The organism is Methylomicrobium album BG8 (assembly GCF_000214275.2).
In the GTDB taxonomy this organism is placed as follows: domain Bacteria; phylum Pseudomonadota; class Gammaproteobacteria; order Methylococcales; family Methylomonadaceae; genus Methylomicrobium; species Methylomicrobium agile.
In genome coordinates this window covers 2,635,364-2,657,820 of record NZ_CM001475.1, presented here as the reverse complement: position 1 = coordinate 2,657,820, position 22,457 = coordinate 2,635,364, and the positions used below count along the sequence as shown (strand labels likewise).

Sequence of the window (22,457 nt, the reverse complement as noted above, 5' to 3'; positions counted from 1 at the left end):
ACGACGGGTCGGGTAATGCGAAAAATCTGGGCGCGGCTGCACCGTTATCTGGGGCTGGCGGCCGCTCTGTTTTTGCTGCAGGCCGCCTTGAGCGGCTGCATCATCGCCTACCAGCAGGAACTGGATGCCTGGCTGAATCCCGAATTATTCGACAGCCCTGCGCAGGGGCCGATGTTGGACACAGCCGATTTGCTGGCTCGACTGCAACGCGAGCAGCCGCAATACCGGGTGGTGTCGCTGCCTTTAACGCGCGAGCCGGGTAACGCGTTGCAGGTGACGGTAAGGCCTGCCGACCCGAATCAGGAACCTGCGGCTGACGAATTGTTCGTCGACCCCGTTAGTGCTGAGGTTTTGGGCGGCAGGCTATGGGGTGCTTGCTGTTTCGAAAGACGGCATCTGATTCCCTTCATCTATGCGTTCCATTACAGCCTGCAATTACCGGGCGAAGTCGGGCTATGGGTGATGGGTATGGCGGCGATCATTTGGCTCTTCGAATCGCTGATCGGTTTTTATCTGACCTTTCCCAAGTTCTCCACAAACCGGATGCCTGCGGCTCAGTCTTCGTTAAATTCGGACCCTCAACGTAAAACCTGGCTGCACCGATGGATGTCCGTTTGGCGCATCAAACCGTCGGCGAGCCGTACCCGCTTCAACTTCGATCTGCACCGTGCCGGCGGCTTGTGGCTGTTTTGCTTCATGCTGATGCTTTCCGTCAGCGCGATTTCGCTGAATTTGCGTGATGCCGTATTCGAGCCCGCCGTTTCGCTGTTCTCGGATTTTACCCTTTCGCCGTTCGACGTCCGCGAGCAGCGTGCCGAGGGCCCCCTGACAGAGGCAAAGATTAGCTTTCAACAGGTGTTGCAAACCGCCAAAACCGATGCGGCCGGCCGTGGCTGGCGCCGGCCGCCCGCCACGATGTTTTACAATGCCCAATACGGCATGTTTGGCGTCGGTTTCGGCGAGACGGAGGGCTTGGGTCTTAGTTATCTTTATTACGATGGCGAGACCGGTGTCTACCTGGGTGACTATGTACCCGGAACCGGCACGGCGGCCGACGTGTTCGAGGCTTGGCAACTGCCGTTGCATAGCGGCCGTATCATCGGGCTGCCGGGCCGGATCTTGGTTTCGATAATCGGCATAGGCGTACTATTGATGGCGGTCACCGGCACGCGGATTTGGCTGCATAAGCGGAAGCCGACACGGGCTAGGCATTAAGCGCTTACAAATGGGCTATGGGTTTGTCGGTAAACAAATAGTCTTTCAATTCGTGCTCGAATTTTGGGTCTTGCCGACGAATCCATTCCAACAACATCGCGGCATGCTCTTTTTCCTCGTCGCGATTATGCGCCAGGATGGCTCTAAGTTCCGGATTTTTGCACGCATCCACACGTTGATTGTAAAAATCCACGGCCTCCAACTCTTCGCGCAGCGAAATAATCGCCCGGTGCATATCGCGCGTCGTATCGCTCAATTCGTTTACAGGTTCTTGGTAGCCGTCGTTTGCCATGGATATGCTCCTTTACCGGTAGCTTGAAGGGATAAGTTTTGTCTGCGTTGCCGCGTCAACCGTAGCAGTCGATCTGAAAGATAGGGTCTGTATCTATTGTACACGCTGGCAAATCGAGTGGCAAAACACATACATTATTGCTCTCGTCCTTTGCTCGGAAGGATCTCCGAATCGAAGCCGGAGAAATCGAATGCTGACTTTGTGGCTGCAAATGAGTATAATTTTTATTTAGAATATTGGTTCCCTGCATGGGCGTCATTTGAATTTCTCAGAATGTTGGTAGAGGCTATATCATTGAGCAGAATCGTTTCTTCATTACCGGGACGAATCCGGGTGCGCGACAATCGTTTACGCCATCAGGCACGGCTGGATATACTGGAGGTTGAACTAGGGAAAATTGCCGGCATTACCGAGCTGCAAGCCAATGCCCGTGCCGGCAGTGTGGTGGTAAACTTCGATCCTGGGCAGGTCGATATGGCTTTCTTGGAAAGCCAGGTCGATGCGGTCGTCGACAAAGCCCTGGATGCGCCGCTGGCTAAATCAAAGCGCCCGATGAAGATGCGCGTCAACCGTTATGCCAAGGTGGGCATGCTGGGTAGCCTGGCGACCTCGTTAGCCTTGGCGGCGACCGGGCAGAAACGTGGGCACGCCGTCGCCGGCGGTCTGTTCGTGGCTTGTTTGGGGGTGCATTTGACGACTCACCGCAAGTCGTTGCTGCGTTGAGGTTGGAAAAGGCTTGGCCGCCAAGTCGGCAACCAGCGTTACCAACGACTGCGCCAGATCTCGCCCCGCCGTTTGTCCCGACGCCGTCTCCGGCAAATAGATTTCCATCCCCAGATAGATAAATTCCGGATTATTCCAGATCTGCTTCGGGATCACCGTGTGCGCATGCGGAAATTCGCTTACGGTACCGAGCGGGACGATGCGCAGGTTTTGCGCGGCCAGTGCCGGGCGGGCGGCGATTTCAAACGCCAGCCGATCGCGCCAGGCCGCATCGGCGCAGATCAAGTCGGCGCTGGGGCCGGCTGGATCGCTGCCGGTATGCAGATCGAGAAGCAAGGTATGTCGGCCCTGGATCGAAGGCAATAACTGCCGATATAAGGCTTGATGCAGGGTATTGTATTTGAACTGTTGATCGATCAGCGGGCGCTTGCCGGACAGGCCTTCCGGTATCGTCAAAACCTGTACCTTCCGCGGGTCCAGGCTTTCGGCAACCGTGCGGCCAAAGGCCAATTCATCGCGATGGATGCCAATCACCAGCAGTACGGGAGCCGTATCCATGCCGGGCAGGCTCAGCGCTGGCTTGCCGCGGGATCGCGGTTCAAGCGACTGTTCTCTCGCTGGCCGAAATAACGCAAGATGAGCAATACGGCGGCGAACAAGCTGAGAACGACCGTGATAGAGACCAAAGACTGCCGAGGATGACGGCTCCAGGTCGCCGCCTGGTAATACAGCGTGGCCAGCCCGTAACCCAGGCCGGTGGTCCAGAGGGCGACGAATACGGTCCAGCCTCGGCCCGACTCCTGATAAATCGCCGCGATCGCGGCGGTACAGGGCAGATACAGCAGGATAAACAGCAGGTAAGCGAACGCTCCCGCGGTGCCGTCGAAGCGGCTGGCCATCGCGCCGAAGATACCGGTGGAGATTTCTTCCTTCTCGGCCAATGCCGCCTGATCGCTGACGTCGCCGATGTTCAGCCCCAACGGGTCGAGCCATGACGCAAACGCTTCGGCAAGATTGGCCGGAATCGTGGCGAAGGCGGCGCCGATGCTCGCCGTCAAGTTGAATGCCTCGCTCTCGTCCTTGGCCTCGCCGGTTTCGGCCAGCGCGGCATAAGCGGCATTCAGCGTCCCGACCACGGCTTCCTTGGCGAGTACGCCGGTAAAGATGCCTACCGCGGCCGGCCAGTTGTTTTCATTCAAACCCAACGGCGCGAAGACCGGCGAAATCTGGCGGCCGACCGTGGCCAATATCGATTTGTCGCTGTCTTCGTTACCGTAACTGCCGTCGGTGCCGATGGCGTTGAGCATATTCAGGACCAGCACCATCGGCACGATGACGCGGCCGGCGCGTAAGACGAACCCTTTGAGCTTGTCCCAGGTCAGGATGCCGATGCTCTTGAGAGTCGGCAAGTGGTAGGGCGGCAGTTCCATAATGAAAGGCGTGGCTTCGCCTTGCAGCAGGGTCGCCTTCAGGATCAGGCCGGTCAGCACAGCCACCACGATGCCGATCAAATATAAACCGAAGACGATGTTTTGCGCGCCCTCGGCGAAGAACGCGGCGGCGAACAGCACATAGACCGGCAGCCGCGCGCCGCAGGACATGAACGGCGCCATCGCGATGGTCATCAGCCGGTCGCGGCGGTGTTCCAGCGTACGCGTGGCCATAATCGCCGGTACGTTGCAGCCGAAGCCGACGATCAACGGGACGAACGATTTGCCGGGCAGGCCGATCCAGCGCATGAAGCGGTCCATTACGAACGCGGCGCGCGCCATATAGCCGGAGTCTTCCAGCACCGACAGAAACAGGAACAGAAAACCGATCACCGGAATGAAGGTCGCCACGACCTGCGCGCCGCCGCCGATGCCCTTGGCCAGCAGCAAGGTCAGCCACGCCGGCGTTCCGATATGGGTCAGCCAGATGCCGAAACCGTCCACGAACAGTGCTTGCGCGAACTGATCGAAAAAATCAATGAACGCGCCGCCGATTTTGATCGTGAACATGAACATCAGGTACATCACCAACAGAAAAATGGGAATGCCCAGCGCCCGGTTCAATACGATCCGGTCAATCTGGTTGGTCAGATCGCGGCTGATGCGGCCGCTGACGGTCATGACCTCGGCCGTAATGCGGTGGGCCAGACTGAAACGGGCATCGGCCATCATGATGTCGGTGTCTTCGTCCAACCCTTGGGACAGCGCCCGTATTTCCCCATGCAAGGCAGGATCCACGACGCCGAGCGCCAGATCGTCGCCTTCCAGCAGGCGCACGGCCAGCCAGCGCGACGAGATGCCCATGCTGGCCGCCGTTTCGGTCAGCCGGCCGGTCAACGAGGCGATGACCTGTTCCAGCGCCTGGTCGTAATGGACATCGACCGTGGCGGGGCCGGGCCGGCGAGCCGCGTCGATGATAGAAGACTTGAGCTCCGCGATGCCCCGGTTCTCCGAGGCGACTACCGGCACCACCGGGCAACCCAGATATTTCGCAAGGGCCGTGGCGTCTATTTTCCTGCCTTTGCTTTCGGCGACATCCACCATATTCAGCACCACCAGCATCGGCACTCGCATTTCCGCCAGTTGGCTGCTCAGGTACAGGCTGCGTTCCAGAACCGACGCATCCACGATATTGACGATCAGATCGGCCTCGTTACCATGCACATAGTCGCGCGCCAGCTTTTCATCCAGCGAGACTTCCTTATCGGCCACGTCCAGGGAATAGGTGCCGGGCAGGTCGACGACCTCGAAATGCGCTTCCTTGTACAAATATTCGCCGCTTTTTTTTTCGACGGTCACGCCGGGCCAATTGCCGACCCGTTGCCGTGCCCCGGTCAGGGCGTTGAACACGGTGGTTTTACCGCAATTGGGGTTGCCGACGAGAGCGATGGTGTAACGCGTCTTCATCAGAGTTTGTCGATGGTCAATGCATCGGCTTCGCCTTTGCGTAGCGAAAGCGAATAACCGCGGATCAGAATTTCGACCGGATCGCCCATTGGCGCGACCCGGATCAGGCTGATCTCGGTACCGGGCGTCAGGCCCATGGACAGGAGTTTGCGCCGGTAGGCCTTGCCGGTTTCGTTGAAGCCGAGCACTTTGGCGCGGTCGCCAATGGAGAGATCTTTCAATGTCATGGGGTTTCCTGAGGAGTTATCTGGTTGAACGTTTGAGTTTGGGCGGTGGGCGGCCGGCGCGGGTTTGGGTTTTGGACGGCATGCCGCCGCCCAGCAGCGCGCGCAGCAAGATGGCGATGGTGCTGCCGTTGTGCAGCATCGAGGCCTTGATCGGATTCAGCCAGCCGATGGCGGCCGCCGATAAAATGCCGGTATTGAGGCCCGCCGTCAGCTTGAAATTGCTGTCGATCAGCCTGGCTGTCGCCAGGGCCAAGGCGCGGGCATCGGCGACGCGGGCGATGTCGTCTTCCAGCAAGGTAATGTCGGCGGCTAGGCGGGCGATGTCGGCGCCACGATGCATCGCAATGCCGACGAGGGAGCCGCTCAGGGCCGGCGCATCGTTGACGCCGTCGCCGATAAAGGCGAGGCGGGCGCCTTGTCCGGCCAGCTCTTCCAGAATCTGTGCTTTTTCGTGCGGCAGTAGACCGGCGCGGAATTCGTCCAGGCCCAATTCTTCCGCCAGCAGGCGCGCGCGGTCGTGATGGTCGCCGGTCAGCATCAGAATGCGCTTGACGCCCAAGGTGCGCAAACGCGCTATCATGGCGGCGCTGTTGGGGCGGATGGTGTCGGTCAGGACCAGGACGCCGAGTAATTTGCCGCCGAAACCGATATACAGCAGGGTTTTTCCCTCGGCATGGATTTTATCGAGCACTTCGCGATATTCATCGATGGCAATGCCTTCGTCGTCTTCGATGAAATGCCGTGAGCCGACCACGATGCGTTGGCCGTCGATCACGCTGGCGACGCCGTGGGCGACGACGAACTCCACCTCCTGATGGTGGAAATGCTGGTGGCGGTCCAGGCTGTGCGCCGCTTCGACGACGGCCTGCGCCAGCGGATGGAAATAATGCTCCTCGACCGAAGCGGCCAGATTGATCAGATCTTCCGGCGTGTAGTCCCGGTTGAAGGTGATCGAATCGGTGACCTGCAAGGTTCCGCTGGTCAGGGTGCCGGTCTTGTCGAACACGAAAGTGTCGGCTTTGGCCAAACGTTCCAGGGCATTGGCGCCTTTGACCAGGATATTGCTTTGGCCGGCCCGGTACATCGCCGATTTGAACGCCACGGGGGTAGCCAGTTTCAATGCGCAGGAATAATCGGCCTGCAAGACCGCGGCGACCCGTTCACTGTCGCGTGAAATCAGCCAGGTTGCTGCCGCCAGCGCCAGGACCAGCGGTACGGTTTTGTCGGCCAGGCGCGAGGCTTCCAATTGGGTTTCGCTTTTGACGGTCAAGGATTGTTCGACCAAGTCGGCGATACGCGAAGCGGCGGCCTGGCGGCCGACCTGTTCGGCATAAATCCGGATGCGGCCTTCCTCGACCAAGGTGCCGGACAGCGCTTTATTGCCCCGCCGCCGTACCACCGGGACGCTTTCGCCAGTCATGGTGGCTTCGTTGACCAGTGCTTCGCCGCCCAGCACCGTGCCGTCGACCGGAATCACCGTGCCCGTGGCGGCGATCACGGTGTCGCCGACGATGACGTCTTGCGCTGCAATCAGGGTTTCGGCGCCGTCGCGCTCGACCCAGACTTCCCTGCTGCCGGGTTCCAGCAGGTGTTTCAATAAATCGTCCGAACGCCGGGCGATGGAGTGCTCCAGGTATTCGCCCAAGGCCAGTAAAAACGACGTGGTGTTGGCGGCCAGATAATCGTGGCGGCCGATTGAAATGGCGACGGCCAGGGCTTCGAGCACATGCGAGGTAATGCCTTTTTCCAGAAAATCGTCGATGGCTTCGCCGAGCAGCGGCACCGCCGTGCCGAAGGCGACCGGCATTTGCAAAGCCGGCTGGAGATTGCGGCTGGCCAGTAAGGTCGCGCCGCTCATCGCCACCGCGCCCAGGCGGGCCGCATCGCTGGCCAGCACCTTACCGTTTGGCAAAGGATGGGCCGGCGGCGGCAAGGCGAGAAGGGCGGCGGCCAGCGTATCGGCGTCAGTCATGCCGGCTTCGTATTCGATGACCAGCGCACAAATGGCCGGATTGACCTTGACCGTTAGTACGCCCTTGATCGCTTCGGCCGCGCGGCTGATTTGGCGCGGTTCGAATGACGTGGTTTTGCGGCAGCGATAGCGAAAACGCACCCGGCCGCGGTTGCGATGCACGGTCTCAAGCTTGGCGAACCAGGTCGCGGTCATTACTCGTCCCCGTGGCGTTCGGCGGCGACTTCGGCGCGAATGTCGGCCATTTGCTCCTTCAGTTCTTCGAAACCGCCGGCTACGCCGGCATAGGCCTTCATCACCGATTTGATCAGTTTGCCGCGGATTTCCTCGTCACTCAACACCCAGGCCGCACCGGCACCTAATAGCAGGCCCAACAGAAACTGGTCGGTGTGCTGTGACGAAAACAGGGATGACGTCTCACGCAAAAAATCGCGATTGAAACCGCCCGGGGCATAATTGTCGGAACCGTAGCCGTTCCCGGAATGCCGAAAGCCGCCGCCATACCCATAAGTCGAGCCGTAACCGGGACCGTAAGCGGCTGCGTCATCGTGGTGGTTGTAACCGTGGCCGTGTGCTTCCGGCGGCATGCCCATGTCGGGCGCGTAACCGGGCTGCGGCCCGTAAGCAGAGTGCGCTTGGCCATAGCCGGGGGGGTAGGCGCCCCAGGGCGCTTGGGCCGGGCCGAATCCTTCGTTTGGCCAAGGTTGGCCGTAGCCGTAATCGAAGCCTTCGCGGTTTCGTGTTTTGTGGTGCTTTTTACTCATCGCCGGCCTCCTTGGTTTCCACTTTATCGGTCAGCAGGTTCTCCAGCAACAACACGCCGGCCGCGCCGACGGCGACGGACAGCAGGGCACTGGTGTAATCGCCCTGGTGCAGTGACCGGGCCGCATGCGAACCGGCCGCCAGCGCCGTGCCGCCTTGCAGGCCGTGGCGCAGTACCCGCAAGTAATCGGCTTTAAAATCCGGATGGGCAACATCCTGGAATGCGGAAATGCAGGCCGAGGCGACAAAGCCCCTGGTAAAACTGCCGTCGCCGCGTGCTCCGACTGTGCCGGGGGCGTAGGGATAGTAGAGGTGTTTCATGAAGTTTACTCCTGGTCGGGTTCGATTTTTTCGTGTTTGCGCGAGGAAATCTTTTTCGTCGCCGCTTTTTCTTCGCTGGTTAATTTGGCGCGGGCTTTGACCGATGCGCTTTCGATGGCTTCAAGACTGTTGACGGTTGCGTCGCGCAGTTTGTCCTGAGCTTTTTCCAAAGTTGCCTGGGTGGATTTGCCGGCTTTTTTGAGCGTGTCCTGAGTCGATTTACTTTGAATCAGTTTAATGGCGACAATCCCTGTGACTACGCCGGCTGCAAAACGGATTAAATGGAACATATCAATTCTCCTGGTTTCTACGACTTAAGCGGTTGCGGTACAAATAAACGCCGGCGCCGCCCAGGGCGATACCGGCCAGCATGGCGGGGGTCGTACGGCGAAGCAGCGGGCTGAACAAGCCGAAGGAGCCCGCGTGCGGACTAAGCTGGACGAGGAGTTTTTCCAGGAGATCGGCCAACGGGCCGTGATGTTCGTAGGCCTGTTGCGGCGGAATGCCTTGAGCGGCATGGTAGTGTTCCTGTGCCAGGGCATCGGCGACGGCTTCTTGAAAAGCCGGCAGATGGTCGTTCAGCGAAGCGGCCTGCAAGCTTTGCATGACGCTGATGACGTGCGGATCGCCGACATGCGGCAACAAATCGTGATAAAGTCGAATATTGGCGATTTCACCGACCACGGCGCGCTCGCAGTTGGCCCGCCAGGTCGGTTCGATTTCGGTTTCCTGCGGAAACGGATCCAACGGGCGGGGAATGCCTAAACGTTCGCATTGCCGGGAGAGCGCCTCAACATGGCGTTGTTCGGCGCGCACGATGTTGGCGAACGGCGGCCGCGGGCCGAAGGCTTCGACCACCCGGCCATAGAATGCGCGCGCCGCATACTCGTCGTACAGCGCGATACGTACCGCCTGATGCAGCAGCGGAAACGGTGCGTTGGGGTTTAGCCTGCGGGAACGCAGGATCGCTTCGTCATAATTGGGCATGAATGATCTCCTGATAAGTGTCGCGCAGGATGTGTTCCAGGATCAGCGCAGCGGCCGATGAATCGCCGGCAATGAAATCTTTCCAGGCTTGGTCGGGGATTACCTGGGGGTCGTATTCGATCAGGCAGGAACGCGCCAACGGATTGATGCGTACCGAGCGCACGCCGGGCGTTTGTTCGATCAGGGCTTGGAATTGTCCGGTATCGTCCGGATCGGGTAGCGGCAGTTCCTTGGGATAAGCCTGAAGGCGCAGTCGGATACGGCCCCGGATATGGTGGGCGATATTGACCCGGTCGAGATAGCCGCGCAGTTGTTCAAAGGTAGGCATAAATTCGCTTCCTGGAAAAAATCGGTTGGCTGGCGGCGGCTTGCCAGCGGTATAAGTGTTTTACGAACTCCGGCAGGCGGCTTAAACTACGGCATCCTGCTTGTGTTTTCGAAAGTGAGGCATCGGTGTCCGTACGATTTAAATCGCCAACATCTGTTGTCTTGCGGCATGGGTAACCTTGTTCGGGGGTGACGGCTTGAGTATATGCCCGCCGATAGGCATTGGCAACCCAAGGTTTTGCTAAAGATTTGCCTGTATCCTTCATTACTGTCTCGCCGCAAGAATAATCTTGCGCATGCGTTCGCTATCGAACCGACGGTCGAAAAAGTCGGCGCGGCCGCTCGCTGCCCGAACCTTCGCGGGTACGCACATTTGACAGAACCGTTTCTGGAAAATCCAATCCTTCATTCGGGCGGCGATTATTTCGAGAATGTCCTGATATACAATACCAACTGCCAGATTTGCTTCTCGGTCAACTCATTCTTGTGGCCGCGCATGGCGGTGTAGCGCGGCCGTCGCTCGGGCCGTTTGAGCGTTTCCCGGCTGTGGCCGGGGGTCAATTCATAAAGCCCCGAGCCATTTTCAACGATCCAGAATAACTGGCCGTCGGGCAAAGACTCCATGAGGGCTTTGCAGGTGAAGTCCGTCGGCGGCGGCTGCAAATGTTTGCCGATCGGCCCCTGGCCGTCGCCGTACAGCCCGTGGCAGTTCGCGCACGAGACAGGCACGGCGTCACTTTCATACAGCCGCTTTCCTTTTTCGATATTGCCGGGCGTCCGTGCCAAAGGGTTTGGTTTCAGGTAATAGGACTGGGGCGCCTGGGGCGTTTCACGCGTTGGCGGGCATCTCCAAAGGTTCGGATGATTCTCCGCTGTGCCGGAAGAAGAATGTGCCGATTCCTCCTCCATCATCGTCCTCGTGCAGCCGGCGATCAGCATCAACGCTGTCAAGGCCCAATACGGCCGGAATCTTGTCGAAGTTATGTTTATCATACAGGGCACCCAGACTTCCTCAGAAAGTGACGCCATACCGAAACCCGCCTACGATGTTGTCGTTTAATGCGGGATCGGTACCCGGATTAATGTAATACTGGAGAACCGGCTGAAGGCTGAGCCATGGCGTTATCTGCGCCCGATAGGTCAGTTCCAGGGCTATTTCGGCATCCTTGACGGAGCCGCCGGCGCTTTTCAGCGCACGCTCGTACTTGTCGCCGTTGATTCCCACCGTTACGCCCAGTCCGAGCACGTCATCGTCCCGGCTTGGGAACAGGCCGGTATAGACTAAGCCTGCGCCATAGAAAGTTCCGATCTGGTTAACGTCTTCGTCGGCGCTGCCGATGCGTAAGAAACCGCTGAGTCCCTGATCGACCGTATCCGGTTCATTAAAGATCACGCCTTCGACAAAGCCATAGATCCCGTAAGAGCCCTCTCGGCGCACAGGATCGCCGTTCGGCCGGGTATCGGCCAGGTCGTCGAAATCGGCAGTATACAACCACGAGCCCACGCCGAAGCGCAGGAAGTCGAATGCATGAGGCTGATAATCGAGTTCGCTCATGATCAGCAGACCGTCTCCTTTCTTTAATCCGATCCGTGTGCCGCGGGGATGGTCGGGATCGCCCGGAGCGCCGTCCAGAACCGTCGCCCGCAGGGTGATTTCCTCGGTAATATTGGCGCGGACTCTGACGCCGAGCGAAGTTACCGGAAAGATCGACGGACCATTCAGCCCGGTTTCGGACAGGTCCAGGCCCGTGCCGAACGCCCCGTTGAGAAAAACATCGGCGGTTCCCTTCGCATCGAACTCGGAATCGACGGCGTAGAGTCCCGCCAGAATGCCGATCCGGTCGTTAAAGAACGTTTGTTCGTACCAGGCTTCGAAGAGTTTGAAGGTATCGTTGGCCGCCAGGTTGCTCGGAGCGGCGATGCTGCCGGTCGCCTCGCCCGGGTCTCTTCCGTGGGTGCCGATCGCCATGATATACAGGGAACCGCCGGTCAAACCCGCTAACTTGTCCATGTCCGCCGTAAGCGATGCCTCCAGCAGGTTCGCATAGCGGACATCGGCGCTTACGCCTCGAGAGTTGGCCAATAAGTCGCCGGTATTGGCAATGCCGATGTTGATCCCGTTTTCGAGTAAAGTCGATCGCACACCGCCCCAATCACCTGTCAAGGCGCTTTCACTTTCAAAAGATTCCGGTTGTTCCGAAGTTTCCTTTGCTTTGGGTTCGCTTTCGCCGGGCTCGGTAGGGGAAGCCAGTACCGTTCCTTCAGTGCCGGCAGGAAGATAAGCGATCCACATGATAGCGATCAATATCTTATTGTTCCAACTTGAAATCTTTTGTTTTCGATTCATCGTCGATCCTGCACCCTGGAAAGTCATGGCTTCGGCCGTCCTTGCTGAACGAGCCGGTCCGGCTTTTTTTTAAAGCCATCAAATCACTGAACAAGTTGCGAGACGCAGGTGGATTCAGTTCGCAAGCGATGTGAGTCGATTTCCAGTAAACGCCCTTCGTCCATTTTTACGACCCGATCGGCGACATCGAAATAGTGCTCGTCGTGAGTGACGGCGAGCACGGTTTTGCCCTGCGCTTTCAGTAGCGGCAGCAACTCGGTGTAAAAGCGGCGGCGATAGCCGGGATCCTGGTCGGCGGCCCATTCGTCCAGCACCATGACCGGCCGGTCTTCCAGGATCGCTGCCAATAGCGCCAGGCGCTTGCGCTGGCCTTGCGACAGGCGGCTATCCTGCAGCCGGCCGTCTCCGACCTTGACCTTGTGAGTCAGCTCCAGGCGTTCCAGCCAATAAGCGATCTCTTCCGGGGCGGGATCGCTTCCGTCCGGCCCGAGCAGGCGGTGAAACAAATGGAAGTCGGAAAACACCGTGGAAAACAGCCGGCGATAGGCCGGACGATCCGGCTCGGTCAAGGCGGAGCCGTTCCACAGAATGGTTCCGGCCTGGGCAGGGTACAAGCCGGTCAACAGGCGGGTAAAGGTGGTTTTGCCGCTGCCGTTGCCGCCGATCAGGAACACGATTTCGCCTGCCTTCAGCGTCAAGTCGAGCGGGCCGACCTCGAAACGGTTGCTGCCTTCTGTTTCCGGATAGCGGTAGCGCACGCCCTGGAAAGTCAGGGCTTGCCAGTTCGACGTCAAATTTCGGGGCAGGTCGGAAAAGTCGGGGCGGTATTCCGGCAATTGCAGGCTGTTGAGCTTATCCAGCGCCACGCTGCCGCCGATCAGGCTGGGAATCGCGGCAATCAGCCCGGTCAGCGACGTGCGCAGAAACAGGATCGTCAGCGAGTAGGTCGTCGCTACCGCGTGGTCTGCCCAGCCGGCGCCGTGCGCCAGGAAAAACACCAGGCCGATCGACCCCAGAATCATCATGTTGGCCCAATTTTCGTTAAAGCCGTTGAAGATATCGGCGGCGGTCTCGCGGTCGCGGCTGGCGGCGGCATGCGGTTCGAATTCGTCCCGATAGAACCGTTCCGCACGTTGACGGTTCAGCGCCAATTCCTTGCGGCCCAGCAAGGCGGCCTGGTAGTCCTCGTAGAGTGAATCCTCGATAGTGCGGGCGGCATCGATGCGGGCGTGGGTTTGCCGCATCAGCAGCCAGCCGACCATCACGGTCAGCAGCATCCAGCCGGCGGTGGCGACGAACAGCGGCTGCGACAGCCAGGCGAGATAGGCGAAGCCGCCCAGGTTCAGGACCAGCCCGTAAACCGCCGACGGCAGACTGATAAATGCGGAAGTCAGGTGGCTGGTATCGCTGTTCAGACTGGCCAGCAGGCGCGGCGGGCCGAGCCGTTCCAGCCGCTCCAGATCGGTATCGAGGATGCGTTTCACCAGCGTACGGCGCAATTGGTAAACCAGGCGGTGGCCGAGCGTGGTCATGCAAATCTGCGAGGCGGTGCCGATTACGAATACGGCCGCCAGCAACCCGCCGAACAGCATCAGGGTAGAGCTCAATTCGTTCTGCGGATGCAGCATGCGCTCGTTGGTGAAAGCGATCACCCCTACCGATAACCCGGCACTGGCGATACTCAGAGCGAGCACCGATAGCAGCGCCCAGCGGAAGCGGTTGAACAGTAAGCGGAGCAAGGTCATGGGACGATTTTGTGCGCGATAGTCAATGTCGGGCGTTGGCGGCCGGAAGGATCGTTGGCTTGCCTATTTTTCTGGCCGCTTCTGCGGCCAATGCCGAGAATTCGGCGAATTGTTCGAGGTTCAGGCGCAACGACAGATTGGGCAAGAGCAGGTGGACGACACCGCACTCATGGCACATCAATATTTTTCCGGCGGCGTTGCTGGCGAGGTCTTCATGGCTGCAGGGCTTGTTAGACATGGTCAAATTCTCCGGACAGTTAGGATGGATAAGTCGATTCGGATAGCGTACTGACGGCTTTCGAGCCATGCCTCGCCGTGGCCAGCTTCGATTTGGCAAGCGACAGCAACATCTTCCAGACGATCTGCTTCGAATTCAGATCCAGGCAGCGGAAGTCGGCGACGTGGATATGTCCGCTCGCTAACAAAGAGGCTAGAAAGTTCGGTTCGATTTCCAGTCTTACGGTTGCCGGCGTGCTAAACAAAGAGGGAAAGAATTTCATGGTGAGCTCCGGTTATTCGTTTATACAAATGATAATCATTCTCAATATCTATTTGCAACAAATTTATTATTTTTCTGTGGATAGATGCTCTTGTTGTTAGAGCATTTTCGTTTCGGATACACAGCTCTTTCAGGCAAACACGCCATTCCGGCACTCTCCGCATTCATGTCCTTCATAATGAAAACGCTTTCGGAAAAAGAGAGACGAGATCGTTCGACGAATCGAGTTTTCGCGGTTATGAAACGCTTGGGCAAAGAAAAGACGGTTTTTATTGAACAGACTTTTGGAGTTCACCTAAACATCTGTAAATAAAAAAGGTTGACAAAAATCAGGATTGACAGCAAAATAAGAATCGTTCTCATTTAGAATTGCGTTAGTTATCGCTTTTGGGCCAGACGCCCTCTGAATAGGACTATCTATGAGCCATCAATCTGAATTAAGGTAATTCAATGAATAAGAAAACTTCAAAACACCCTGGTTTTACTTTGGTTAAATCCTTGGTAGCCGTTATTGCGGCGCTGTCGCTGGCGCAAACGGATTTGGCCGTGGCTGGCAAAGTAATAAAAAAAGAGCAAGAGTTCGAATGGGGCAACATGTCCAAATTGAAAAAGGGCTCGAGAACTTTCAGCAATCCGACGCCAATTAAGATCAATGATGAATGCGCCGATCCCGACGAACCGGAATGTGCGGCGTTACTGGATAAGTACAGTGCCGATGATGCGCCGGCAGTGCAGGTGACCCCTGCGACGCCTTATGCGTCGATTATCGAAGTCCCGGAATCGGCTTTTCCGAAAGGCGCTAAGATCACCGATATCAATGTCGTGATTAAAGACATTCATCACGCTTATTTGAATGATGTGGACATGCTGCTGGTGGCTCCCGATGGCCGCTGGGTCATGCTGGCCTCCAACGTCAGTGCGGCCGGCGCGACGGAGGACGGCGGGGTCTTGGGTGTCACGGCAGCGGGTTTGAACTGGAAGTTCGACGACTCCGCCACATTGCCGCTGCCGCGTTCGGTATTGGATAACGGTCGTTTGAGCGGTAGAGAAACGAATCGTGATGGAACCCCGAATCCCCTGTATAACATCATATACAACGAATGGGTCGGCGTCTGGACTGACACGTCTTTGAGAACTTTTAAGCCGACCGATTACGACAATAATCCTGATAGCGATCATTTTCCTAATTTCTCTACTGAGATTTTAGACACCACGACCGCATTCAACACGGCGACCAATTCGGTGTCATTGACGCCAGGCACCGTTTTGAGAACCGTGGTCGCCGATGATCCCACCACCCACAAAAAAGTGCTGAATGGCCCGACTTTGAGCAGTCTGAACGGCATGTCGCCGACCGGACAATGGCGCTTGGTCGTCGTCGACGATTTCTACTGGTTCGACGGCGAAATCAAAGGCGGCTGGAGTCTGGAAATTACGGCTAAAAAATAAACATCCGCAATCCGCGGTGCGTGGCAAGCCCGGGTTTGCCGCGCCCGTTCAACCGGATGCTGTCACCCAATATTCCATCCCAATGAAATCAGTTGAATCGCTCGGCAAGCCCGTCAGTTCGATTAAAAATCGGCCGATCTTCTGGTGGCTGGCCGGCATGCTCGCCATTCTATCGGGTCTATGGCTGAAGTCGAGCGGTGTGCGCGATGAAACGCTTGAGTTGGCCGGGCTGATTCAACCCGTCGAGGTTTACCGGGACCGCTTTGATGTGCCGCACGTGTATGCGCAAAGCGCCGACGATGCCTATTTCGCTTTGGGTTATCTGCATGCTCGGGAAAGATTATGGCAAATGGAGTTGAGCCGTCGCGCCGGATCCGGCCGGCTGGCGGAACTGTTCGGTGCCGATGCCCTGGAGCAGGACCGTTTCATGCGCACCTTGGGATTGCGCCGCGCCGCCGAGGCCAACTGGGCGCGGCTCGATCCCGCCACTCAAGCCAGCTTGCAGGCCTACGCCAAGGGCGTCAACGCCGGCATCGCGCGGAGCCGCTGGCTGCCTATCGAATTTTACCTGACCGGCGCGCCGCGGCCGGAGCCCTGGCGGCCGGTGGATTCTCTGACCTGGTTGAAAATCATGGCCTGGCGCCTGTCCGGCAACTGGTGGGAGGAACTGCTCAATCTGCGCCTGCAAAGTCGGTTGCCGGCTGTGCAATTGGCCGACCTGTTTCCGCCGTATCCCGGCGATGCGCCGCAAACCTTGCCTGATGTTTCGAAATGGTATGCGCCGGTCGCTGCGCAGGCAGACCGCTTGCTGGCGCAGCATCGGGACGAAGCCGACAAAAGCGTCGGTTCCAATAACTGGGCGGTTGACGGCAGCCGCAGCGTCAGCGGTAAACCGCTGCTGGCCAACGATCCGCATCTGCCGTTGACCGCGCCGTCGACCTGGTACTTTGCCCATTTGCATGCGCCGGGTTTGAACGTGATCGGTGCCGGTTTACCCGGCGTGCCCGGCATTTTATTGGGCCGTAACGAACAAGTCGCCTGGGCGTTTACCAATACCAACCCCGATAGCCAGGATGTATTCGTCGAGCGCCTGGTGCCCGGCAATCCTGCGCATTATCGGACGCCGGCCGGCGAGGCGGCGTTTACCGAATTTACCGAAACCTTGCGCGTCAAGGGTGCGCCGGATGAACGCTTGACTGTCCGGGCCAGCCGGCACGGACCGCTCATTTCCGCAGCCGACGCCGACGCCCGGCTGGCGACGCCGCCGGGCACGGTGCTGGCGCTGAGCTGGGTCGGCTTGCGCGCCGACGACATGACCGTCCGTTTCATGCTGAACGCCGGCCGCGCGCAAAACGCGGAGCAACTGAAAGCGGTGGCGCGCGATTTTCACTCCCCGCAGCAGAACATCGTCTATGCGGATGCCGAAGGACGCATCGGTTTTATCGCCGCCGGCAGAGTGCCTCTGCGTGCCCAAGGCAATGAACTCCGCGGCGCGTTGCCTGCGCCGGGCTGGCTGGCTCAATACGACTGGCAGGGGATGATTCCCTTCGAACAACTACCGCAACAAAGCGGCGGCAGCGGCGGCAAAATCGTCACCGCCAACCAAAAAATCACCCCCGAGGATTATCCTCATTTCATTACCTCGGGCTGGGCGTTGCCGTATCGGGCCGAGCGCATTTCGAACTTGCTCGATCGACGGGCGCGTCACGATGTCCGCTCATTTGCGACCTTGCAGAACGATGTGTTTAACCCGGTCGCCGCCGAACTGATGCCGTTACTGTTGAACGTGGATGTTGAGGATGAATCGAGCCGGCAAGTATTGCGCAGTATGCGCGATTGGGACTACCGGATGGCGGCGGATGCCGCGCAGCCTTTGATATTCGCCGCTTGGCTGCGCCATTTGAACGGCATTCTGCTGCAAGACAAATTGGGCCAATTTTACGAGCTGGTCGGCGATTACAACCCGGCGTTTCTCGCCCGCGTGCTCAATAACCGCGACGGCAGCGCCGGGCGCTGGTGCCGGAGCGGTGCTGCGGCGCCGACGCCTTGCGCCGGCGAAATCCGCCAGGCTTTACAGGACGCCGTCGCCGAACTGCGCCAGCATTACGGCGACGAGCCGGCGCAATGGCGCTGGGGCAGGGCGCATGTCAGCGTGTTTGCCAATCAGCCGCTCGGCAGGCTGCCCGGATTGGGGCGGTTTTTCAATGTCGAAGCCGAAAGCGCCGGCGGCATGGATACCGTCAACGTCAGCGGCTACCGTTACGACGAGCAAACGGGCCGTTACCTGGGAGAGTCCGGGCCGGCATTTCGAGCGATTTACGATTTAGCCGAGCCGGACAACTCGGTCTTTATCCTGGGTACCGGCCAATCCGGCCGGCCTTGGTCGCCCCACTACCGCGACATGACTTCGGCGTGGGCGGAAGGCGGTTATCTGCCGTTGACGACCGGGCGTGACACCATCGAACGCAACGCGGTGGCGCATCAACATTGGCTACCCGAATGAGCGCGCCATCTTTTATTAATTTAATCACAGGAAACAGTCATGAACGATCGTCTTGACCTGGCCGGCATCGGCATCGGGCCTTTTAATCTCAGCCTGGCCGCGTTGCTGTCGAAGGTGCCGCACTGCCGGGCGCGTTTCTTCGAGCGTCGGAACAGCTTCAATTGGCATCCTGGGATGATGCTGCCAGGTACGCAGATGCAGACTTCCTATTTGAAGGACCTGGTGACTCCGATCGATCCGAGCAACTCCTATGGTTTTTTGTCCTATTTGGTAAAAAAAGGCCGCTTTTACCGTTTTATCAATGCCGAATATCCACGAGTGCGGCGGATCGAGTTTGCCGACTATCTGCGTTGGGCCGCAGAACAGTTGCCGAGCCTCAGTTTCGGCACGGCGGTCGATTCGGTGGCATTCGATACGCACGGTTTCGGTTTGCGGGGCGATGGGGGGGCTAATGTGCATAGCCGTCACCTGGTTGTCGCCACCGGGATGAAACTGAATATTCCCGCCTGGGTCGAGCGTTATGTCGGCGATAACTGCCTGCATAGCCACCATTATGTCGGGTCGGAGTTTTCGGTGGCCGGGAAGCGCGTCGCGATCATCGGCGGAGGCCAGAGCGGAGCGGAAATCTTTCTGGATTTAATGGCCGGAAACCGGGGCCGGGCCGAAAAAATCGTCTGGCTCAGCAGACGGCAGAATCTGGATCCGCTCGATGAAACCGCCTTTATCAACGAATACTTTACGCCCCATTATGTGCGCAATTTCCACCGCTTGCCGGAAGCCAGAAAACCGCCGATCGTCAGTTCCCATAAATTGACCGGCGACGGAGTTTCGCCGGCTACCTTGCAAGCCTTGTCGCAGTATCTTTACGACAGCGATTTTCTCGACTGCGACACCACGCCTTACGCGATCCTGCCGAATCGTGAGGTGCATCTGATGAGCGGCGGTAAAAATGCGTTCCATTTGTACATGCGCAACGGTTTCAACCATACCGACGAAAGCGTGGTGGTCGACAAAATCATCCTGGCGACCGGTTACCGTTACCAGCTTCCCGAATGCTTGATGCCGCTGCGCGGCCGGCTCGATCTGGACGCTGACGGTCTTCCCCGTTTGACCGAGGATTACCGCGTGCCTTGGGACGGTCCCGCCGAGCACCGCATCTATATGCAGAACGCGGGCCGGAACAGCCACGGCGTGGCCGATGCCCAGCTTAGCCTGGCCGCCTGGCGCTCGGCGATCATCATCAATAGCCTGATGGAGGAGGCGATTTACGATGTCGACCCCTGCCCATCGCCGCTGCAATGGGGCGAAGATTACCCGGCCAAGACTCAGACCGGATCGGAAAACCAGGATACGGCTACCTTATTGCGGGTGGGGCGAGTTTGAAGCATCGGTCGGGCCGAATTTCTGCGCCAGTTCTTTAGGGCGCGCCCGGTGTGGGCCGAGCGCGTACTAGAAAAACCGGTTTCCCGGTTTTAGCTGGCAAGGATGCCGGCTAATATTTGGCGGCCTTTCGGTTCGCCAAGCATTGGGGTCGGCAAGGCGTTCGCGCCGTGCCGGCCGGTTAATTTCAGGGATGCTGTAATTTTAAATATTGAGGAAGAGGAAAAATGATGTCGAAAAATAAAATATTATTCTTGGCCGCCAACGTATTGATGATGGCGGCGTTTGCCTGCCGGGCCGAAACGATCGTGGTCAAAGGGCAGGGGATCAGCTTTGCGCCCAGCGTGATTAAAGCGCAAGTGGGCGACATCATCGCTTTTAAGGAAATGACCGGGCATTTTGTCGATCCGGTGGCCAACCTGTGGCCGGAAGGCGCGGAACCGATGCATTCCCAAATGGGCGCGGACTATAACTATGAAGTCAAGAAAGAAGGCTTGTATGTCTTCAAATGCCCGCCTCACTGGGGTGCGCGGATGGGCGCCGTCATGCTGGTAGGCAATCCCGCCGATTTGTCGTCGACGCTTGACAAATATTTCAGCATTGCCGAGACCGAGGCCGACGCTAAGCCTGCCAAGGGATTGTTGAAAAAATTCAAGGAAACTTTAGCGAAATAATCCGGGATTGGGACCGGGATAATGTCGGAGCACGCGCGAAAGACCGGCATTAGCTTCGGAGAAAGAGATTAGGTCAAGCAGGCAGGGGTCGCCGATGGCACGATCCGGCGCCCTGCCTTACATTCCTCGGGATTCTGGCGCAACTTGACCGGCGCTTCCGTGATGAGGGAGGAACAGATCATTATGATCTCCAACAGACTCCCCATCTTGGCTTGCCGACGCTTGCCAACCGTAAGCGCATGGTGGAAGACCGGGGCGATTTCATCAGCTTGCAGCACATCATGGTCATGATGTTTAAGGAAGACGACGGCAAACCGGCACAACCGATGGCGCTGAAACACTGGCGCCAGGATTGGCAATATCAAATGGAAGGCTATAACAGCCACACCGTCTTGCCGACGGGCTGGGTGCAAGAGGAAGAAAATCGCAAAGTCCATCTTGTCCGGGACGGGCAGGAGAATTTCTCCCGCCGTTATCTGGCAAAAGAACAGGGGCTGAACCGCTATGAACGCATCAAGCGTTTTGATTTTAGCGCCGGTGATGATTACTGGACTAGAGCATTTTCACTTGGGGTATATGGCCTTCGTAAGGAAAACACGTCATTCCGGCAGAGCCTGTCCCGATCGGGGACTACCAGACGACTGCACCCGTAGGGTACGCTGTGCGTACCATCTAATGTCGAAAGGTACGCACTCGGCAACTGCTCCATGCGTTGCCCTAACTCCTGCATCCCTGCAGTCGAGCGCGTACCCTACGGGACTGGCTGGACTTAACGGCAGGGTACCCTTCAGAAGGTGAGGGCCTTCCTACACGCGGCATGAAAATGCTCTAAGACCGGCGCCTATTGGGAAATGGTTCGCAAGGAATGGAAACGGATCATAGCCGATAGCCAGCCGCTGGTTCTGGTGCAGGAAGTCGACGACACGCCGCTGTTCATGTCCTTGTTTGACGGCGCCGAAATTTACATGGCGCATCATGGCGATAGCGACGGGACGTGCGCGGAAATAGCCAGGATAATCGGTAAATATCTGAAGCCGACGGTGCAACGGTGAGCTTGGGATTTGCGCATTAAGGATTTTTACCGGCTCGCTTGAAACCGGGCCCTTGAGCTTAACCAAAGCGGGCCGATAATATTTTTTGCCAAAGAGCATCGTTTTCTATAAAATATAAAATAAGAATGATTCTTATTACTATTTATAATATTTTTAGATTGTTTTGGAGTTTGCCGTAGCATGAACCTAATTGTATTAAATCAGACGCTTCCGAACGGAAGCCACATCACCCGCGTCGCGCTCGAGGGCTATGTATCTACCCGGGATACCCAACGATGAAACAATTGAATCCGTCCCGCAGCATATTGATGTGTCTGGACAACCGTGTCGGCTACGAGTGTCTGAAGTTCCTGTTGAATGATCCGGAAACCAAAGTGTGCGGTGCCGTGGTGCACCCGCGAGCGACCGCGCTCTTTGGTGACGAGATTCTTGCGGCGTGCGAAGCCGCGGGCGTACCGGCCTTCGAATTCCAACGCGCCCGCGAGCACTTCGACGAGATCATTCGGCCGCTCGAGCCCGACTACGTCTCGTGTTTTTACTTCGACTACGTGCTCGACGAGCGCTTCTTGAGCCTCCCTAAGATCGACACGATCAACGTTCATCCCGGTTACCTGCCGTACAACAAGGGCTTCTTTTACTACGTCTGGTCGGTGCTCGACGGAACGCCGGCCGGAGTCAGCGTGCATCGCATGAACTCGGCCGCCGACGCGGGCGATCTGTATGCTCAGGCCCTCGTCGAAGTGACGCCCGAGGACACGGGCGATACCCTCTACCGCAAGCACGAGGACGCGGCGATTCAGCTCTTTCGAGCCACTTGGCCGAGCATTGTCGACGGTACCTATCGCAGCCACCCCCAACGTCACCCCGGCACGCGGCACAAGCTCAACGAGATGTCGGAACTTCTCCGTCTCGATCCGGACGAGCGCCTGCGCACCCGCGATCTGATCGATCGCTTGCGCGTCTGCACCGTGCCCGGGAGGTCCGGGTGCATCGTCGACATCGATGGCGAAAGCTTTCAGGTGGAGTTGCAGCTGAAGCCTGTCCCGTGCGGTTTCGTCCCCTCTCCGCCCGGTAAACGGGACTGA

The 22,457-nt window shown here is 58.1% G+C and carries 25 protein-coding genes; 8 read left to right on the top strand and 17 right to left on the bottom strand.

Features of this window, described 5'->3' with window-relative positions; translation table 11 throughout:
• Positions 1–15 precede the first annotated feature (15 nt).
• Complete coding sequence (locus METAL_RS11325) at positions 16–1,215, top strand: PepSY-associated TM helix domain-containing protein (protein ID WP_005372446.1); 1,200 nt, start codon at positions 16–18, stop codon at positions 1,213–1,215.
• A 4-nt stretch (positions 1,216–1,219) separates the two neighbouring features.
• On the opposite strand, the gene METAL_RS11320 is transcribed toward METAL_RS11325, so the two are convergent.
• On the bottom strand, positions 1,220–1,507 hold the full coding sequence (locus METAL_RS11320) for an encapsulin-associated ferritin-like protein (protein ID WP_005372444.1): 288 nt from the start codon (positions 1,505–1,507) through the stop codon (positions 1,220–1,222).
• A gap of 117 nt (positions 1,508–1,624) precedes the next feature.
• Between METAL_RS11320 and METAL_RS20820 the strand changes: the two genes are divergently transcribed.
• Positions 1,625–2,230 carry an HMA2 domain-containing protein gene (locus METAL_RS20820; RefSeq protein WP_213069372.1) on the top strand — a complete coding sequence of 202 codons (606 nt, stop codon included), beginning with the start codon at positions 1,625–1,627 and terminating at the stop codon, positions 2,228–2,230.
• On the opposite strand, the gene METAL_RS11315 is transcribed toward METAL_RS20820, so the two are convergent.
• The 15 genes from METAL_RS11315 to METAL_RS11250 form a co-directional block, all read right to left on the bottom strand.
• Positions 2,120–2,788 carry a hypothetical protein gene (locus tag METAL_RS11315; RefSeq protein WP_005372439.1) on the bottom strand — a complete coding sequence of 223 codons (669 nt, stop codon included), beginning with the start codon at positions 2,786–2,788 and terminating at the stop codon, positions 2,120–2,122. The two genes, METAL_RS20820 and METAL_RS11315, sit on opposite strands and share 111 nt — an antisense overlap.
• A gap of 11 nt (positions 2,789–2,799) precedes the next feature.
• Complete coding sequence (gene feoB / locus METAL_RS11310) at positions 2,800–5,127, bottom strand: Fe(2+) transporter permease subunit FeoB (RefSeq protein ID WP_005372438.1); 2,328 nt, start codon at positions 5,125–5,127, stop codon at positions 2,800–2,802.
• Positions 5,127–5,354, bottom strand: coding sequence for a FeoA family protein (locus METAL_RS11305; protein ID WP_005372436.1), 228 nt, complete (start codon positions 5,352–5,354; stop codon positions 5,127–5,129). Before METAL_RS11305 ends, feoB begins: the two co-directional genes overlap by 1 nt.
• Before the next feature lie 16 nt (positions 5,355–5,370).
• On the bottom strand, positions 5,371–7,521 hold the full coding sequence (locus METAL_RS11300) for a heavy metal translocating P-type ATPase (protein ID WP_005372434.1): 2,151 nt from the start codon (positions 7,519–7,521) through the stop codon (positions 5,371–5,373).
• Entirely contained in the window at positions 7,521–8,090 is a 570-nt protein-coding gene (locus METAL_RS11295) for a hypothetical protein (RefSeq protein ID WP_005372433.1), read from the bottom strand. The genes METAL_RS11300 and METAL_RS11295 overlap by 1 nt, the downstream gene beginning before the upstream one ends.
• Entirely contained in the window at positions 8,083–8,409 is a 327-nt protein-coding gene (locus tag METAL_RS11290) for a hypothetical protein (RefSeq protein WP_005372431.1), read from the bottom strand. Before METAL_RS11290 ends, METAL_RS11295 begins: the two co-directional genes overlap by 8 nt.
• A 5-nt stretch (positions 8,410–8,414) precedes the next feature.
• Positions 8,415–8,699 carry a hypothetical protein gene (locus tag METAL_RS11285; RefSeq protein WP_005372429.1) on the bottom strand — a complete coding sequence of 95 codons (285 nt, stop codon included), beginning with the start codon at positions 8,697–8,699 and terminating at the stop codon, positions 8,415–8,417.
• A gap of 1 nt (position 8,700) precedes the next feature.
• The gene (locus tag METAL_RS11280; protein WP_005372425.1) at positions 8,701–9,396 is read right to left on the bottom strand and encodes a ferritin-like domain-containing protein; all 696 of its coding nucleotides are present in this window, start codon (positions 9,394–9,396) and stop codon (positions 8,701–8,703) included.
• Complete coding sequence (locus tag METAL_RS11275; protein ID WP_005372424.1) at positions 9,383–9,724, bottom strand: HMA2 domain-containing protein; 342 nt, start codon at positions 9,722–9,724, stop codon at positions 9,383–9,385. The genes METAL_RS11280 and METAL_RS11275 overlap by 14 nt, the downstream gene beginning before the upstream one ends.
• Positions 9,711–9,989 (bottom strand): hypothetical protein, encoded by a 279-nt coding sequence (locus METAL_RS20815; RefSeq protein ID WP_213069371.1) that lies wholly within the window; start codon positions 9,987–9,989, stop codon positions 9,711–9,713. The genes METAL_RS11275 and METAL_RS20815 overlap by 14 nt, the downstream gene beginning before the upstream one ends.
• Before the next feature lie 154 nt (positions 9,990–10,143).
• A complete protein-coding gene (locus METAL_RS11270; RefSeq protein ID WP_051040371.1) occupies positions 10,144–10,662 on the bottom strand; it encodes a c-type cytochrome in 519 nt (172 codons plus the stop codon).
• Between the two features lie 73 nt (positions 10,663–10,735).
• Entirely contained in the window at positions 10,736–12,070 is a 1,335-nt protein-coding gene (locus METAL_RS11265) for a carbohydrate porin (protein WP_005372421.1), read from the bottom strand.
• A gap of 83 nt (positions 12,071–12,153) precedes the next feature.
• Positions 12,154–13,815 (bottom strand): multidrug ABC transporter permease/ATP-binding protein, encoded by a 1,662-nt coding sequence (locus METAL_RS11260; RefSeq protein ID WP_005372420.1) that lies wholly within the window; start codon positions 13,813–13,815, stop codon positions 12,154–12,156.
• Positions 13,816–13,837: 22 nt separating this feature from the next.
• Complete coding sequence (locus METAL_RS11255; RefSeq protein WP_005372419.1) at positions 13,838–14,053, bottom strand: hypothetical protein; 216 nt, start codon at positions 14,051–14,053, stop codon at positions 13,838–13,840.
• Between the two features lie 19 nt (positions 14,054–14,072).
• Positions 14,073–14,315, bottom strand: a complete 243-nt coding sequence (locus METAL_RS11250; RefSeq protein WP_005372417.1) for a hypothetical protein — start codon at positions 14,313–14,315, stop codon at positions 14,073–14,075.
• Positions 14,316–14,764: 449 nt separating this feature from the next.
• Here METAL_RS11250 and METAL_RS11245 point away from each other — a divergent pair, with 449 nt between their 5' ends.
• From METAL_RS11245 to METAL_RS11225, 5 genes are all read left to right on the top strand, one after another.
• Entirely contained in the window at positions 14,765–15,763 is a 999-nt protein-coding gene (locus METAL_RS11245) for a hypothetical protein (RefSeq protein ID WP_005372414.1), read from the top strand.
• A gap of 82 nt (positions 15,764–15,845) precedes the next feature.
• Positions 15,846–18,266 carry a penicillin acylase family protein gene (locus METAL_RS11240; protein WP_005372412.1) on the top strand — a complete coding sequence of 807 codons (2,421 nt, stop codon included), beginning with the start codon at positions 15,846–15,848 and terminating at the stop codon, positions 18,264–18,266.
• 39 nt (positions 18,267–18,305) lie between these two features.
• Positions 18,306–19,649: a lysine N(6)-hydroxylase/L-ornithine N(5)-oxygenase family protein gene (locus METAL_RS11235; protein WP_005372410.1), complete on the top strand. Its 1,344-nt coding sequence runs from the start codon at positions 18,306–18,308 to the stop codon at positions 19,647–19,649.
• Positions 19,650–19,873: 224 nt separating this feature from the next.
• Positions 19,874–20,320, top strand: a complete 447-nt coding sequence (locus tag METAL_RS11230; RefSeq protein WP_005372409.1) for a plastocyanin/azurin family copper-binding protein — start codon at positions 19,874–19,876, stop codon at positions 20,318–20,320.
• Between the two features lie 212 nt (positions 20,321–20,532).
• Positions 20,533–20,973: a hypothetical protein gene (locus tag METAL_RS11225; protein ID WP_157203476.1), complete on the top strand. Its 441-nt coding sequence runs from the start codon at positions 20,533–20,535 to the stop codon at positions 20,971–20,973.
• A gap of 153 nt (positions 20,974–21,126) precedes the next feature.
• Here the strand turns inward: METAL_RS11225 and METAL_RS20810 are convergent, their stop codons facing one another.
• The gene (locus METAL_RS20810) at positions 21,127–21,471 is read right to left on the bottom strand and encodes a hypothetical protein (protein ID WP_169740976.1); all 345 of its coding nucleotides are present in this window, start codon (positions 21,469–21,471) and stop codon (positions 21,127–21,129) included.
• Between the two features lie 176 nt (positions 21,472–21,647).
• Between METAL_RS20810 and METAL_RS11215 the strand changes: the two genes are divergently transcribed.
• Complete coding sequence (locus METAL_RS11215; RefSeq protein ID WP_005372404.1) at positions 21,648–22,457, top strand: formyltransferase family protein; 810 nt, start codon at positions 21,648–21,650, stop codon at positions 22,455–22,457.